At 63.7% G+C, this 13628-nt stretch carries 13 protein-coding genes; 9 read left to right on the plus strand and 4 right to left on the minus strand.

From position 1 onward, the window contains the following. The first annotated feature begins 124 nt into the window (after positions 1–124). Entirely contained in the window at positions 125–1144 is a 1020-nt protein-coding gene (locus JQ575_RS31610; RefSeq protein WP_212037095.1) for a tripartite tricarboxylate transporter substrate binding protein, read from the plus strand. A gap of 1 nt (position 1145) precedes the next feature. Here the strand turns inward: JQ575_RS31610 and JQ575_RS31615 are convergent, their stop codons facing one another. Together JQ575_RS31615 and JQ575_RS31620 are read right to left on the minus strand one after the other, a co-directional pair. Further along, positions 1146–3077, minus strand: coding sequence for a serine hydrolase domain-containing protein (locus JQ575_RS31615; protein WP_212037096.1), 1932 nt, complete (start codon positions 3075–3077; stop codon positions 1146–1148). 112 nt (positions 3078–3189) lie between these two features. Next, positions 3190–4335, minus strand: a complete 1146-nt coding sequence (locus JQ575_RS31620; protein ID WP_212037097.1) for a helix-turn-helix domain-containing protein — start codon at positions 4333–4335, stop codon at positions 3190–3192. A 268-nt stretch (positions 4336–4603) separates the two neighbouring features. On the opposite strand from JQ575_RS31620, the gene JQ575_RS31625 reads away from it, so the two are divergent. Then, positions 4604–5455 (plus strand): hypothetical protein, encoded by an 852-nt coding sequence (locus tag JQ575_RS31625; RefSeq protein WP_212037098.1) that lies wholly within the window; start codon positions 4604–4606, stop codon positions 5453–5455. Here the strand turns inward: JQ575_RS31625 and JQ575_RS31630 are convergent. Then, entirely contained in the window at positions 5452–6345 is an 894-nt protein-coding gene (locus JQ575_RS31630; protein ID WP_212037099.1) for a helix-turn-helix transcriptional regulator, read from the minus strand. The two genes, JQ575_RS31625 and JQ575_RS31630, sit on opposite strands and share 4 nt — an antisense overlap. A 95-nt stretch (positions 6346–6440) precedes the next feature. Between JQ575_RS31630 and JQ575_RS31635 the strand changes: the two genes are divergently transcribed. From JQ575_RS31635 to JQ575_RS31655, 5 genes are read left to right on the plus strand one after another with little or no spacing between them, the layout of a single operon-like run. Next, positions 6441–7133 (plus strand): ABC transporter permease, encoded by a 693-nt coding sequence (locus JQ575_RS31635; protein ID WP_212037100.1) that lies wholly within the window; start codon positions 6441–6443, stop codon positions 7131–7133. A 2-nt stretch (positions 7134–7135) separates the two neighbouring features. Then, positions 7136–7858, plus strand: a complete 723-nt coding sequence (locus JQ575_RS31640; protein WP_212037101.1) for an ABC transporter ATP-binding protein — start codon at positions 7136–7138, stop codon at positions 7856–7858. A 22-nt stretch (positions 7859–7880) separates the two neighbouring features. Continuing rightward, positions 7881–8708, plus strand: a complete 828-nt coding sequence (locus JQ575_RS31645; protein WP_212037102.1) for an extracellular solute-binding protein — start codon at positions 7881–7883, stop codon at positions 8706–8708. After that, positions 8708–9514 carry a molybdate ABC transporter substrate-binding protein gene (locus JQ575_RS31650; RefSeq protein ID WP_212037103.1) on the plus strand — a complete coding sequence of 269 codons (807 nt, stop codon included), beginning with the start codon at positions 8708–8710 and terminating at the stop codon, positions 9512–9514. Before JQ575_RS31645 ends, JQ575_RS31650 begins: the two co-directional genes overlap by 1 nt. A gap of 14 nt (positions 9515–9528) precedes the next feature. Further along, a complete protein-coding gene (locus JQ575_RS31655) occupies positions 9529–10035 on the plus strand; it encodes a hypothetical protein (protein ID WP_212037104.1) in 507 nt (168 codons plus the stop codon). Between the two features lie 64 nt (positions 10036–10099). Here JQ575_RS31655 and JQ575_RS31660 read toward each other — a convergent pair whose 3' ends face one another. Then, entirely contained in the window at positions 10100–11653 is a 1554-nt protein-coding gene (locus JQ575_RS31660) for a serine hydrolase (RefSeq protein ID WP_212037105.1), read from the minus strand. 185 nt (positions 11654–11838) lie between these two features. Between JQ575_RS31660 and JQ575_RS31665 the strand changes: the two genes are divergently transcribed. Both JQ575_RS31665 and JQ575_RS31670 read left to right on the plus strand, forming a co-directional pair. Then, a complete protein-coding gene (locus JQ575_RS31665; RefSeq protein WP_212037106.1) occupies positions 11839–12807 on the plus strand; it encodes a LysR family transcriptional regulator in 969 nt (322 codons plus the stop codon). 100 nt (positions 12808–12907) lie between these two features. Beyond that, positions 12908–13618: an SDR family NAD(P)-dependent oxidoreductase gene (locus JQ575_RS31670; RefSeq protein WP_212037107.1), complete on the plus strand. Its 711-nt coding sequence runs from the start codon at positions 12908–12910 to the stop codon at positions 13616–13618. Positions 13619–13628 lie beyond the last annotated feature (10 nt).

Genomic DNA, 13628 nt, shown 5'->3' on the forward strand with positions numbered 1-13628 from the left:
CGCCGAGTCCAGCGTTCCGCAGTCCGGAATCCAGCGTTCCGCTTACCGGAATCCGCTCCGATTTTTGTGGTGTCTTGCACATCTCGGCCCGATCCTTCGCGAGCGAGACATCCGAGGCAGCACGATGCTGCGCATCCCGAGGAGGGTGAGAATGGCAACGCAAACATTCCGGGGAATCCGTTGGCTCTGGCGCCTCCTGCTGGCAGTGAGCCTGGGAGCAATGGCCCAGCCGGCGCTCGCGCAATCCTACCCGTCGGGCATGATCCGCATCTTCGTCGGAAGCAACGCGGGCTCGCCGCCGGACATCATCACGCGCATTGTCGCGAACGAGCTCGGGCGGAGCGAAGGCTGGCGGATTATCGTCGAGAACAAACCCGGGGCCGCCGCGACGCTTGCAGCCGGCGAGGTCCTCAAGCAGCCGGCGGACGGATATTCGATCCTGGCCTTCACGCTGAGCGCCTCGGCGGCTCCCGCACTGCTGCCGAACATAGCCTTTCGGCACGACACTGACTTCGCACCGGTCATCAAGGTCATGACCGCGCATCACGTTCTGGTTGCCAATCCGTCGGTATCTGCCAAGTCGATGGCGGAGCTTGTCGCCTTGCTGAAGAGCCAGCCCGACAAGCTCACATTCTCATCAGGCGGGATGGGCACGCCAGCCCATCTCGCAGGCGAACAGTTCAGGCTTCAGACCGGGGTGCGCGTGACGCACGTCCCCTACCGGGCCCTGCCGCAGGCGATCGGGGATCTCATCAACGGCACCAACCACTATCAGTTCATCACGCCTCTGCCTGTTCTCGAATTGATTGCCTCCGGCAAACTCCGGGCGCTCGCCGTCACGGCACCAACGCGCATGGCGGCCCTGAAGGACGTTCCCACCGTCGTCGAGGCGGGATTCCCCGAGCTCATTATCGCGGACTGGTTTGGTTTCGTCGTCAAGAGCGGCACACCGGACGCCATCATCGGCACACTGAACGAGGCGATCAACAAGGCCTTGTCGCAGGCGAGCGTGCGCGAGGCGTTCTCGAAGATCGCAGCCGAGCCCGCCGGCGGCACGCCCGAAGAGTTCGGTGCGCATATCAAGTCGCAGATCGCGCACTGGGGCACGGTCGTGAAGGACGCCGGGATCAAGATCCGCGAGTGACCTATTGGGCGAGCGCGCCGCGTTGCTCCCAGGGTCCCGGATTGAGCACCGCGCCGCTGACTTTGCCGGCGGCGTCTCTGACGAAGGCGATCCGCGTATGGTCACCGCTCTCGACCTGGAATTCATCCTTCGAGCGGACCGCGACCGGCGTCGTCTTGCCCTTGTCGAAATCAAGGATCGACCAGGCGCCGGTTGCTTCAACCACAAGCCTGCCGTCGGCTGTGCGGACCTGGAGCTCGACACTGTGCGACGGCACCGCTTCCCGGGCAAAGGTGATGACGAGTGGATCGGCCTGGTTCTGTCTGATGATCCTGAGCTTGATCGGCGCGTTGAACGGACCCGAAATCCGTCGAAAGATCGCTTCCAGGCCGAGGCCCTTGATCGACCGGTCGTCGATTGCAGTGATGAGATCTTGGGCCATCACGCCGGCTCTCGCGGCCGGCCCTCCGTTGGTCGGCTTGAGCACCCTCAGGCCATCTGTCTCCGCGACAACGGACTCAAGACCGGTCCAACCGTTACTGTCGACGAGAAGCGCGGTCTGCCTGTCCAGTGAACTGACGGATCCGCCAAAATCGTAGCGTCCGGCAAATTCCGTAAGCTCGCGCGGGTTCAATTGCGTTGACGCGGCGGGCGTCGAAACTTCCGGAACCTTCAACGCCGCATAAGGCAGACGGCGGATTGCGTTGAAATAGAATCCGTTCGCACGGTGCTCCGGTCGCTGCATCATCATGACAAGGATCAGCTTCTGGGCCGGGTCGACCGAGAAGAACGTGCCCCAACTTCCCTGCCAGTTGTAGCTCCCGACCGCGCCCGGAATCCAACTGAAATCCGGATTGGTGCGAACCGCGAAGCCGAGCCCCCACCCCGTCCCAAACGCGGGACCGGCTTCGTGTCCCGCCATGTGCATTTCTGATGGCAGCGAATTTGTCGTCATCAGCCGGACCGTTTCCGGTTTCAGGATGCGCGCACCGTCGAGCTCGCCGCCGTTGAGCAGCATCTGGCAGAAGCGCAGGAAGTCCGGCGCCGTCGAAACGATCCCGCCACCACCCGAAAAGAACGTTTGTGGCTTGGCGACGTCGCCAACCGTCAGCGGTGCGGGCTGCGCGCCCGGCACGGCGACGAGACGGGCGAGCTTGTCCTCCGGCACGTGGAAACCGGTATCGATCATCCGCAGTGGCGCGAACAGGCGGCTTTGCAGAAATTTGTCGAAGGTCTGGCCCGAGACGACTTCAATGACGCGGCCGAGCACGTCGTAACCGACCGAATATTCCCAGACTTCGCCGGGCTGGTGCAGAAGCGGGAGCGTACCAAGACCAGTGATCAGGGAAGCTATGGTCTTGTCGCGCCGGAACGGCGCCCTGACGCCATAAAGCGCATGGATCGCCGCATTGCCAAATCCGGGATCGGCATAGTCGGGGCTTGCATAGACAAGGCCGGACGTGTTGCGCAGGAGATCGCGGATCGTCATCGCACGCCTGGCAGGCTCGAGCTCGATCAGTGTTGCATCCCCGGTCGCCGGATCCTTCTTGACGACCTGCATGTCCCTCAACTCCGGCAGATATTGTGCGACGGGGGCATCGAGTTCGAGCTTGCCGTCATCGACCAGGATCATGGTGGCGACGCTGGTGATCTGCTTGGTCATCGAGCCGATGCGGAAGATCGAATCCGGCCGCATCGGAATCTTCCTGTCCGGGTCCGCAAAGCCGGTCGGCTGCAAATAAGCGAGCTTTCCGCCCCGGGCGATCGCCACGACGAAACCGGAGGGGTCGCCCTTCTTGGTCTGCGCCTCGAACCAGGCGGTCATGCGCGCCAGGCGCCGCGCCGAAAAGCCTGTAATGTCGGGATCACCGACGGCCTGCAAATCGTCGGCAAGCGCCGTACCCACCAGACAGAGTGCGAGCGCGGCCACGCATGATGCCTGGATGATTTTCATTGGGGAGCCTTTCAGACGATCCCAAACCGGGATTCCCATACTTCGCCCGGAGAGCCTGCCCGATCGTTTTGGTTCCATCTCGCCAAATCCTGAAATGCGGTTAGCCGATTCCTCAGTCCGGCTTGCCGATTGCTGAACTGGCGCCCGCTTTCAACGGGATCAATGCATTCCTCGCCATGGCAAGCTGCCGGAATTCGGTTGGGGTCAGATCGGTGGCGGCCTTGAAGGCGCGGTTGAACGGCCCGATCGACTGGAAGCCGGTGTCCATCGCGATCGTCAGGACCGGTACGTCCTTTTGTCCGGGGTCGGCCAGCGCCGCCTTGGCTTCCTCGATCCGGTAGCGGTTGAGAAAGGCATTGAAATTGCGGCGACCCAGGCCTTCGTTGATGAGCTGCCGCAGCCGGTATTCCGGCACATCAAGCTCGGCGGACAGCACGCCGATGGTCAGCCCCTCGCGCCGATAGGCGCGATCGACGATCATCAGGTGCTGCAGCCGGCGCAACAAGGCCGGCTCGATGACGGGAGGCTTGTCCTCCGCTTCCGATGCGACCGCGCTGATATCGCCGAGGATGTCTGTCGCCGGGAGAGGCCGGGGGCCTTCGGGCATTCCGACCGCCTGCAACAGACTCCAGCCATAGAGGCCCATCAGCACGCAGAGGCCGAAAGCCTTGGCGGCGCTCGCGATCGACGCCCCGGAAGGCGATAGCGGCGGAAAAAAGTTCAGCAATGTCACAATGGCGGTGTAGACCGACGCTCCGATCAGAATGACCAGCCGCTGCCGCCGTCGTCCCTCCACCATGTCCGCTCGCCATGTCACGAGCACCTGCACCACGGCCAAGAGAGTCAGGCCAAGAGATGCGATCTGCACCGCACGGTCGAGCACCTGTCCGGGCATCGGCCAATCGATGGCCCCGCCGGCGATGAGCACTTCGGTGCCGGCCAACACGACCCACAGGGCGCCATGCCAGCGCTGCAGCACGAAGTCGTCATCGAAGGCCGCACGCGCCCAAAGCCAGAACAGGACCCCGCCGCCGGCCGCCAATGCCAGCAGAATCAGACCCCACCATTGCCAGGGCCGCGGAAAATTCGGCGCCGAACAGATTGCGGAAGCGGCTGCGCTGATCGCGACCGCCGCGCCGAGGCGTGCGACCGTGCTGTCACGGAGATCCCGCAGCCCCACAGCCGCGATCAGCAACGCTAACCCTGCCGCCGCGCCACGAAGACCGAGGTCGATCGACAAGAGACCGCTGCTGCCCACGACCGAAAACGCTCCGGATGATTTTCTCGATGCAACGCCTTATGCGTCTCGCCCGCTACTCAAGCTGCGCTGACGGAACATTTGCACATCATCGTTCAATCCGCCAAGCGGGCGCCAAACGCAGAATCGTGATCGAACATGAGTCTCGAACGGCCACCATCTCATTTCCAGCATCCAGCCAAATTGTGACGTGGTCCCTTGCCAGCTGTCTTGCAGGCTCTAAGCTTTGGTCCGATTGCGACCGCCGGCATGGCGGCACGGGGGGCCGATGAACCAGGACGAGTTGCTCGCCCTGATCGACCAGATCTATGGCGCGGCGGCGGATATCGACCGCTGGCCCGTGGTGCTGCAGACCATCGCCGATGCGTTTGGCGCCGGCGATGCCTCGCTGAGTGCGGTCTCGCAGCGGGACGTCCCGTGGCTGGTGGCGCCCCGCACCGACCCGGCGTTCCTGCAAAGCTATGGCGCGTACTACCACCCGCTCAATCTGTTCTGGCAGCGGGCGGCGAGCCTGCCGGTCGGGACGGTCGTGACCGACCGCATGGTGCTGCCCAAGGAGACGCTGCATTCCAGCCCGTTCTTCAACGAATGGTCGCGGCCGCAAGGGTATCTCTCGGTGATGGGAGCAACGCTGCTGGCCGACGACGACTGGCGCGTCGAGTTCGTCGTTCCCGGCAAACACGAGTTCGGGCCGGAGCACCTGAAGCTTTATGAGGCGATTGCGCCGCATTTGAAACGGGCGGTGCAGCTCAACCATCGCCTGCAAACCCTTGCGCTCGATCGCCATTATTCCTTCGCCGCGCTCGACAGCATCGGTCAGGGCGTGCTCGTCGTCGATTTCAGGGCGCGCGTCCTGTTTGCCAACCGGGCCTGCGACAGCGCGTTCGCCGATGGCCTGCGGCTCGACGACGGCGTGCTTTGCGGCGCCTCTGCGGCAGAGACGGCCCGTTTACATCTGGCGATTGCGGCCAGCGCGCAGGCGGACGAAAGCGACATGCGCGACTCGGTTGGCATCTCGCGCGGTGCGTTCAAGAGTGCGCTTTCGCTGCTCGCGCGTCAGGCCGAGCTCATGCGCCTGATGTTGACAAGGGAGCATTGGGCCCGGCCCGGCAGGAACTAATTCACCAGCAGAACGTCGCCGACGCGGTCGATGTCGTAGCCGGCTAGTTCTGTCGCATGCTCGCGGAACGCCGCCGATCGCAGGAAGCCGAACAGGCGCTGCGGCCCGGGCAGGAAGTAATCGCGCTGCCGCAGCACCAGATCGAAATTTTCCCACGTCAGTGGCAGGAATTCGAGCGCGGCGGCGAGCGCGACCGACCGTGTCGCGATCCCGCAATCGGCGCGGCCGGAACGCACCGCCTGCGCGATGTCGGTTCCGGTCGGGCAAGCCGGCTTCAACAAAGTGAGATCATGCGCTGCGAGGCCGGCGCGGGCCAGCAGCGCGAACAGCAGCAGTTGCGCGCCGGCGCCAAGCGGCCGCTGCGCCATGCGCGCGCCGGTCCGCGCGACCGAGGCGATATCGCTCAGCCCGAGTGGATTGCCCGGCGCGACCAGGATGCCTTGCTCGCGGCGCGCAAACGAGATCACGACGGCATCGTGCAACCCCGGTGCGCCAGCAACGGTTGCGATATTGACCTGCGCGTCATCTCCATCACCTCCTTGGGCGTGCAAATGGATCGCCGTGGCCATTACCTCGCCGCGCGTCAGCCGCCGCAATCCCTCTTCGCTTCCTTCCGGCAGGCTCGCCAGGCCGCAGCCGCTCTCGCGCAGCGCCCATTCCAGCAGGGGATCATGACTGCCGCCGACGATCGGGGGCGCAGCGACATGGGTCAGCGCCGCCGGCGCGATCAGGCCGGCCGTCACCCAGCGGTCAAGCGCCGAGCGCGGAAACAGCCACCGTCCCGTCACCTTGGTGCACGGCACCGCGCCTTGCGCGACCAGCTCATAGAGCTTGCGCTCGGACAGACGCAGGTAGGTCGCGGCCTCGTCGGTGGTGAGCAGATCGGCCATGGCAAACAAGCACAGACATGCATGAATATGAATATGTTACGATGTTTGACCATAACCGCGGCTTCTGCACAAGATGCGCAAAGGAATGGATTTCGATGCCGGGCGATGTTTCTGCACTTCAGCTGGTGCTGACTGGTGACCCAGCGCTGCTGGCCATCGTGCGGCTGTCGCTGATCGTCAGCCTTTCCGCCGTCGTCCTTGCCGCGCTGATCGGGATCCCGTTCGGCGCCGCGCTGGCACTGATCCAGTTTCCCGGCCGTCAGGCCGTCATCGTCGTGCTCAACGCACTGATGGGCCTGCCGCCGGTGGTGGTCGGGCTGGCGGTTTTCCTGGCGCTGTCGCGTGCGGGTCCGCTCGGTTCATGGGGCCTGCTGTTCACGCCGAAGGCGATGATCATCGCGCAAACGGTGCTGGTGGCCCCGATCATCGCGGCCCTCACGCGCCAGACCATCGAAGATCTGTGGCTCGAATACCGCGACGAACTCAACGCGATGAATGTCGGCCCGGTCGGCCGGGTGGCGACGCTGATCTGGGATGCGCGCTTCAGCCTCGTCACCGCATTGCTTGCCGGCTTTGGCCGGGCAGCGGCCGAGGTCGGCGCCATCATCATTGTCGGCGGCAATATCGACGGCTTCACCCGCACCATGACGACCGCGATCGCACTGGAAACGTCCAAGGGCGACCTGCCGCTGGCCGTCGGACTCGGCATGGTGCTGATCGCGATCGTGATCGCGGTCAACGCGCTCGCCTGGACCGCCCGCCGCGCAGGCGAGCGAATGGCGGGGTGACCATGCGCGCGCCAGTTTCCGATCTGCCGATCAGGTTCGAGAACGTCACCGTCGCCGCCGGCGCGGTAACGATCCTCGACGGCATCAGCCTCACGCTGAACCCGGGAACGCCGACCATCCTGATCGGGCCAAACGGTTCGGGAAAAAGCACGTTCTTGCGCACGGCGATGGGACTGGTGAGGCCATCACAGGGGCGCGTGACGTGGGGAGGACGGGAGGATGTCCCGCCGACGCGGCGCGCCATCGTGTTGCAACGCCCGGCGATGCTGCGGCGGAGCGCAGGCGGCAATATCCGCTACGCCTTGCGCGCATCGGGCGTCGGACGGACGGAACAGCAAAGCCGGATCGATGAGCTGCTGGCACTGGTCGGTCTCGGGCAACTGGCGGATCGTCCCGCGCGCCGGCTGTCGGGCGGCGAGCAGCAGCGGCTTGCGCTGGCGCGCGCGCTCGCCCGCGACCCCGCCATCCTTTTTCTGGACGAGCCGACCGCGAGCCTCGATCCCGCTGCCACCAAGGCGATCGAGGACGTCGTCCATGCGGTGAGCCAGCGCGGCATCAAAATCGTCATGGCGACCCATGACCTCGGCGAAGCCCGGCGGCTGGCGGGCGACATCGTCATGCTTCACCGCGGCCGCGTGATCGAAACCGGTCCGGCGGCAGCATTCTTCAACACACCACAAACCGGCGAAGCGAAAACGTTCATCGCCGGCGAACTGCTCGTTTGACTGATCTTTTGGAGGACATGAAATGTTTACTCGCCGCTTGCTGATGGCGATCGCCGCCAGCGTCGTTTTCGCTGGCTCCGCTTTCGCGCAGGACAAATCGATCCTGGTGGCGTCGACCACCTCGACGCAGGATTCCGGCCTGTTCGGCCATCTGCTGCCGATGTTCAAGGCCAAGACCGGAATCGACGTGAAGGTCGTTGCGCAGGGCACCGGCCAGGCGATCGATACCGGCCGCCGCGGCGACGCCGACGTGCTGTTCGTCCACGCCAAGGCGGCGGAAGAAAAATTCCTCAGCGAAGGCTTTGGCGTCAAGCGTTACCCTGTCATGTACAACGACTTCGTCCTGGTCGGCCCGAAAAGCGATCCTGCTGGCATCAAAGGATCAAAGGACATCGTCGCCGCGTTCAAGACGCTCAAGGACAAAGGCATCGACTTCATTTCGCGCGGCGACAAGTCCGGCACGCACCAGGCCGAGCTCAATCTCTGGAAGGTCGCCGGCATCGACATCGCGACGGACAAGGGCCCCTGGTACAAGGAGATCGGCCAGGGCATGGGTGCCGCGCTCAACACTGCGGCGGCGTCAAACGCCTATGTGCTGACCGATCGCGCCACCTGGCTTTCGTTCAAGAACAAGGGCGAACTCGTCATCGAGGTCGAAGGCGACAAGCGGCTGTTCAACCAGTATGGCGTCATGCTGGTGAATCCGGCGAAGCATCCGAACGTCAAGCAGGATTTCGGCCAGCAATTCATCGACTGGCTGGTCTCAACCGAGGGCCAGAAGGCGATCGCCGATTTCAAGATCAACGGCGAGCAGCTGTTCTATCCCAATGCCAGCGATCCGGGCGCCTGATGCGCATTCGCCTTTTTGCAAGCCTTGCGGTTCTCGCGTTGATGTCAGCACCAGCCATTGCGGAAGATCAGGTGCTGCTTCATGCCGCCGGCAGCCTGCGCGGCGCGCTAAGCGACGTTGCGGCAAGTTTCGAGGCCGCAACCGGGACCAGGGTAAAGTCAAAGTTCGGCGCATCGGGTTTATTGAAGGACGAGATCGCCGGCGGCGCCAAGGCCGAAGTGTTCGCCTCCGCCAACATGGAGCACCCGCGGGCATTGGCGCTCGCCAAACGCAGCGGCCCGGCGGTGCTGTTCGCGCGTAACAAGCTGTGCGCGCTGGTGAGGCCGGGACTCGCAATCGAGCCCGCGACGCTGCTCGACCGGATGCTCGACGCTGGGATCAAGCTCGGCACCTCGACGCCGCGCGCCGACCCGTCAGGCGACTATGCCTGGGAAGTGTTTCGCAAGGCCGACAAGATCAAACCCGGCGCCTACGCCCTGCTCGACAAGAAAGCGCTGCAGCTCACCGGTGGGCCGACCAGCCCCCCGGCACCTCCAGACCGCTCGATCTATGGCAATTTGCTCGCACAGGGCGCCGCCGACATCTTCCTGACCTATTGCACCGGCGCGCTGGCGGCGCAAAAGGAAAATCCGGCGCAGCAGATCGTCGGCCTTCCCGACACGCTGGCGGTCGGCGCCGACTACGGACTGACCGTGATTAACGACGCGTCGGCGCCCGCCTACAAATTCGCGCTGTTCATTCTTTCGACCGAGGGCCAGCAGCTGCTCGCCAAGCACGGTTTTGCCGCGCCGGGCGCAGCGCCATAGGGGATGGATTGAAGATGCGCCGCATCGACCTGCTCGGCATCACGCTCCTTGCGATGCTCACACAAGCGAGCGCGGCCGACGACGGCTGCGATAAATTCGCGTGGTCGCTGGCGCGTGAACGCGCATGGTTTGCGGCATCCGACAAAACGAGCGTCGCGTCCGGCGCAACGCTCGCAGCATTTCCGAAGGCCGCCATTGCGATTAGGCTGCAGCCGGGTGGTCAGGCGGCATTCGAAATGCCGCCGGAGCGAAAGCCGCGGATCGAACGATGGTTTGGCGGCTCCGTTCGATTTCCGGCGACCGAGCGGCCAGGCATCTATCAGGTGACCCTCTCGGAGGACGCGTGGATCGATATCGTCCAGGACGGACGCTATGCACGCTCCGTCGGCAGCACCGGGCGAAGCGATTGCCCGAGATTGCGGAAGAGCCTGCGCCTGGAGCTTGGTGCCACCCCGTTCACGCTGCAGGTCAGCGGCGTCCCGTCGGATGCGATCATCATCGCAATCAGCCCGAGCGAATAGTTTTCTGCGCGGCGATATCGAGGCCTGGACGAAACGCCTGCCGCACAACCGGTTTTTTTCCCGATTAGCCGCCGGCTTCGCCATCGGCCGAAATTTCGCGGCCGGTCCTGTCTCTGCCGCGAAGGTGAAGCTTGTCGCCGTCAAACGACAGGGTCCACTTCTGTAGCTCGTCCATTCCCACCGCCTGCCGCTCAATCTCAAACGTGGAGCCGTTCAACCACTTCCCCTTGGTCGCAAATACGCCGCCGACGATCGAGTCTGCCTTGCGATACAGACCATCAAGTCCAATCGGACCGATAAACCGGCGTGACGGCTGGCTCGGATCGGATGCGTATAACTCGAGGTCGTAGTGCGGGCTCGGATGAGCGAGGATCAGCGATATCGATTTCACGTTCAGCGCATTGGCCGAAAACTTGTAGGCACGTCCCGAGACCGCGGCTGCGGTCCCCGGCGTTTCGCCAATTTCCGTCGCCTTCTCGGTCAATATCTCGCGAATCTTGTCCGCGAGCCGATTCGAGGCGGCGGTGTCAGGGGGCAATGCCGTTTCGGATTTGACGGCGCCAGAAATCAGATCAGCCAGCCTGCCTAACGGACAAAAATCCCTGGCGGTGGTCACCGCGACGATATCAAGCCGGGGCAAAACCATGATGAGCTGGCAATGGTATCCGTTCGCCATGTAGACGTGCTTGTCGGGAAGCGCCCAGAACAAATTGGAATACCGCAGATCCGGCGCTCTCGGCATATTCATGTTCACGGTGGCGTGGCTCACCTTGTCGATCCAGCCGGGTGGAAGCAGCGATTTGTCCTCCCATTGGCCGTTGCGCAAATACAGATAGCCAATCTTCGCCATGTCGCGCGGCAGCAAGGCCAGACCGTATCCGCCGGTCGAGTTACCCTGGGGATCACGCCACCAGTTCGAGACGGTGATCCCGAGCGGCCCGAACAGCTTGGCCTTCGCATAGTCCGCCGCGCTCATGCCGGTGAGCTTGGTGATGATGCCGGACAGCAGGTGCGTGCCGCCGCTGTTGTAGTTGAAGGCCTCTCCCGGCGCGCCCGACATCGGACGATCAAGAATGAATTTGATCCAGTCCTTCTGGCGGCTCATTTCGATGACCGAATCCGGACGCCCGTCCAGCGGCTCCTTCCAGTCGATTCCCGATGTCATATCCAACAGGTGCTGAACCGTGATGGCTTTCTTTCTGTCGTCGGCATCTGCGACGCTGCGATCGCCAAAGAAATCCAGCACCGGATGATCGAAGCTATCAAGCAGGCCATCCTTGTGGGCAATCGCCGCCAACGTTCCGACCACCGCCTTGGTCGAAGAGTTTATCCGGTGCGGAATGTCGGCCGTATATGGCGCGTAATAGGCGTCCAGCACGATGCGTCCACGCCGAACCAGCAACAGGCTGTCGAGGCTGCGGGTTTTCCCGAAATCGAGCAGGTCGGCGAGCGCCATCGAATCCATGCCCTGCTCTTCCGGCGAGGAAGTTTGCCATTGCCGGGTGGGCCAGACGCCTTCTGCTGCCGCTTGAGCAAATGCTGCGGGGCCGCAGATCAGGGCCGCCAGAGCGAAGATGCCGAGCGCGGTCCTTGAGACGGCAGATCGTATGTTTGGCATGAGCGCTTCGCCGCTTGATTGTGGGCTCAATCATTTGCGACCTGGGATCGGAATGTCAATCGCCGCTGCGCACCGCAACCGAGCTCGACACCGGAGCTACATTCGTCAGCCGCTTACCCACCTTGCCGATCCGCGGAAGAATGCCTATGACCGGACGGCCAGTGTTTCCCCAGGCGGAAGACCAAATGGACCGCATCGACGCGATGAAAGTCTTTGTCTCCGCCGTCGACGAGGGCAGCCTCGCCGGTGCCGGCCGGCGCCTGCGCCGATCACCGGCCGCCGTGAGCCGCGCGATCGCCTTCCTCGAGATCCATGTCGGGGCTGAACTGCTTCATCGCACCACGCGGTCGCTGAAGCTGAGCGAGGCCGGCGAGCGCTATGTCGTGGCGTGCCGCCGCGTCCTCGTCGAACTCGAGGAGGCCGATCTCGTCGCCGGCAGCGAGCGCTCGGCGCCACGCGGCACGCTGACCCTGACCGCGCCCATCATCACCGGTGAAGATATTCTGCGGTCGATCCTCGAGGCCTTCATGAACGAACATCAGGCCGTGTCGGCGCGGCTCGTTCTGCTCGACCGGCCGGTGAACCTGATCGACGAGGGCATCGACGTCGCGCTCCGCATCGCGCATCTCGCTGATTCGAATTTCGTCGCAGTCCGTGTCGGCGAAGTTCGCCGCGTGATCGCGGCGTCACCGGGATATCTGGCGCGGCATCCTGTCATCCGCGAACCGGCCGATCTGGCAAAGCACCGGATTGTCGCCATGACCCATTTCGGGCTGGATTCCTGGAGCTTCCCGCCGCTGAAGGGATCCTCCGTTCCACGGGTGGTCCAGTTCGCGCCGCGGCTGGTCGTCAACACGGTTCGCGCGGCGATCGCCTCCGTGACCGAAGGGCACGGGGTCACGCGGCTGTTTTCCTATCACATCGCCGACGAAATCCGCGACGGCCGGCTGCAACTGCTGCTCGGCAAGGACAAACACCCGCCGCTGCCGGTTCATTTGCTGGCGCCGCAGGGGCGTCTGTCGGTGCCGAAGGTGCGCGCCTTTGTCGATTTCGCCGCGCCGCGCCTCAAGCGGTATTTCACCCGGCTTTCGAACGAGGCCGACAAGAATGCCAGCGCCATTCGTTCGCGTAGCGGAAGAGTGCCTTCCGAGTAGCAGGCATTCGCGCGATCCCTGCAAGAGCCTAGCCTGATCTGCATCGGCGCCACACGGCCCGGCGGCAAACCTGCCGCTTCACAGAGATCAGGAGGCTACCATGGGTAAGGAACAGAAAGTCGTCATCATCACCGGTGCATCGCAGGGCATCGGCGCGGATCTGGTGAAGGGATATCGCGACCGCAATTACCGCGTCGTCGCCAATTCCCGTTCGATCAAGCCGTCCAGCGATCCGGATGTTCTGACCGTCGCAGGCGACGTTTCCCACCTCGCGACCGCGCAGAAAATCGTGTCGCAGGCGCTGGAGCGTTTCGGCCGCATCGATTCCCTGGTCAACAATGCCGGCATCTTCATCGCCAAGCCGTTCACCGAGTACAGCGCGGAAGATTACGCATCGGTGATTGCAATCAATCTCGGCAGCTTTTTCCACCTCAGCAAGCTCGCCGCGGCCGAGATGCTGAAGCAGGGTTCGGGTCACATCGTGCAGATCACGACCAGCCTGGTCGATCATGCCAACAGCAACGTTCCCTCGGTGCTGGCTTCGCTGACCAAGGGTGGCTTGAACGCCGCCACCAAATCGCTCGCGATCGAGTACGCAAAGCGAGGCATCCGCGTCAACGCTGTCTCCCCGGGTGTCATCAAGACCCCGATGCACAAACCTGAAACGCACGAATTCCTGGCCAATCTGCATCCGGTCGGGCGCATGGGCGAAGCCAAGGACATCGTCGACGCCGTGCTGTTCCTGGAAGGCGCCGCCTTCGTCACCGGCGAAATCCTGCATGTCGATGGCGGCCAGAGCGCCGGTCACTGACAGCCATTCG

Source organism: Bradyrhizobium sp. JYMT SZCCT0428, from assembly GCF_018131075.1.
Lineage (GTDB): Bacteria > Pseudomonadota > Alphaproteobacteria > Rhizobiales > Xanthobacteraceae > Bradyrhizobium.

What these genes read in the sequence shown, in the direction of transcription:
- JQ575_RS31610 (WP_212037095.1), top strand. Translation starts at nt 125, where the DNA reads ATGCTGCGCATCCCGAGGAGGGTGAGAATGGCAACGCAAACATTCCGG.
- JQ575_RS31615 (WP_212037096.1), bottom strand. Translation starts at nt 3,077, where the DNA reads ATGAAAATCATCCAGGCATCATGCGTGGCCGCGCTCGCACTCTGTCTG.
- JQ575_RS31625 (WP_212037098.1), top strand. Translation starts at nt 4,604, where the DNA reads ATGAACCAGGACGAGTTGCTCGCCCTGATCGACCAGATCTATGGCGCG.
- JQ575_RS31630 (WP_212037099.1), bottom strand. Translation starts at nt 6,345, where the DNA reads ATGGCCGATCTGCTCACCACCGACGAGGCCGCGACCTACCTGCGTCTG.
- JQ575_RS31635 (WP_212037100.1), top strand. Translation starts at nt 6,441, where the DNA reads ATGCCGGGCGATGTTTCTGCACTTCAGCTGGTGCTGACTGGTGACCCA.
- JQ575_RS31640 (WP_212037101.1), top strand. Translation starts at nt 7,136, where the DNA reads ATGCGCGCGCCAGTTTCCGATCTGCCGATCAGGTTCGAGAACGTCACC.
- JQ575_RS31645 (WP_212037102.1), top strand. Translation starts at nt 7,881, where the DNA reads ATGTTTACTCGCCGCTTGCTGATGGCGATCGCCGCCAGCGTCGTTTTC.
- JQ575_RS31650 (WP_212037103.1), top strand. Translation starts at nt 8,708, where the DNA reads ATGCGCATTCGCCTTTTTGCAAGCCTTGCGGTTCTCGCGTTGATGTCA.
- JQ575_RS31655 (WP_212037104.1), top strand. Translation starts at nt 9,529, where the DNA reads ATGCGCCGCATCGACCTGCTCGGCATCACGCTCCTTGCGATGCTCACA.
- JQ575_RS31660 (WP_212037105.1), bottom strand. Translation starts at nt 11,653, where the DNA reads ATGCCAAACATACGATCTGCCGTCTCAAGGACCGCGCTCGGCATCTTC.
- JQ575_RS31665 (WP_212037106.1), top strand. Translation starts at nt 11,839, where the DNA reads ATGGACCGCATCGACGCGATGAAAGTCTTTGTCTCCGCCGTCGACGAG.
- JQ575_RS31670 (WP_212037107.1), top strand. Translation starts at nt 12,908, where the DNA reads ATGGGTAAGGAACAGAAAGTCGTCATCATCACCGGTGCATCGCAGGGC.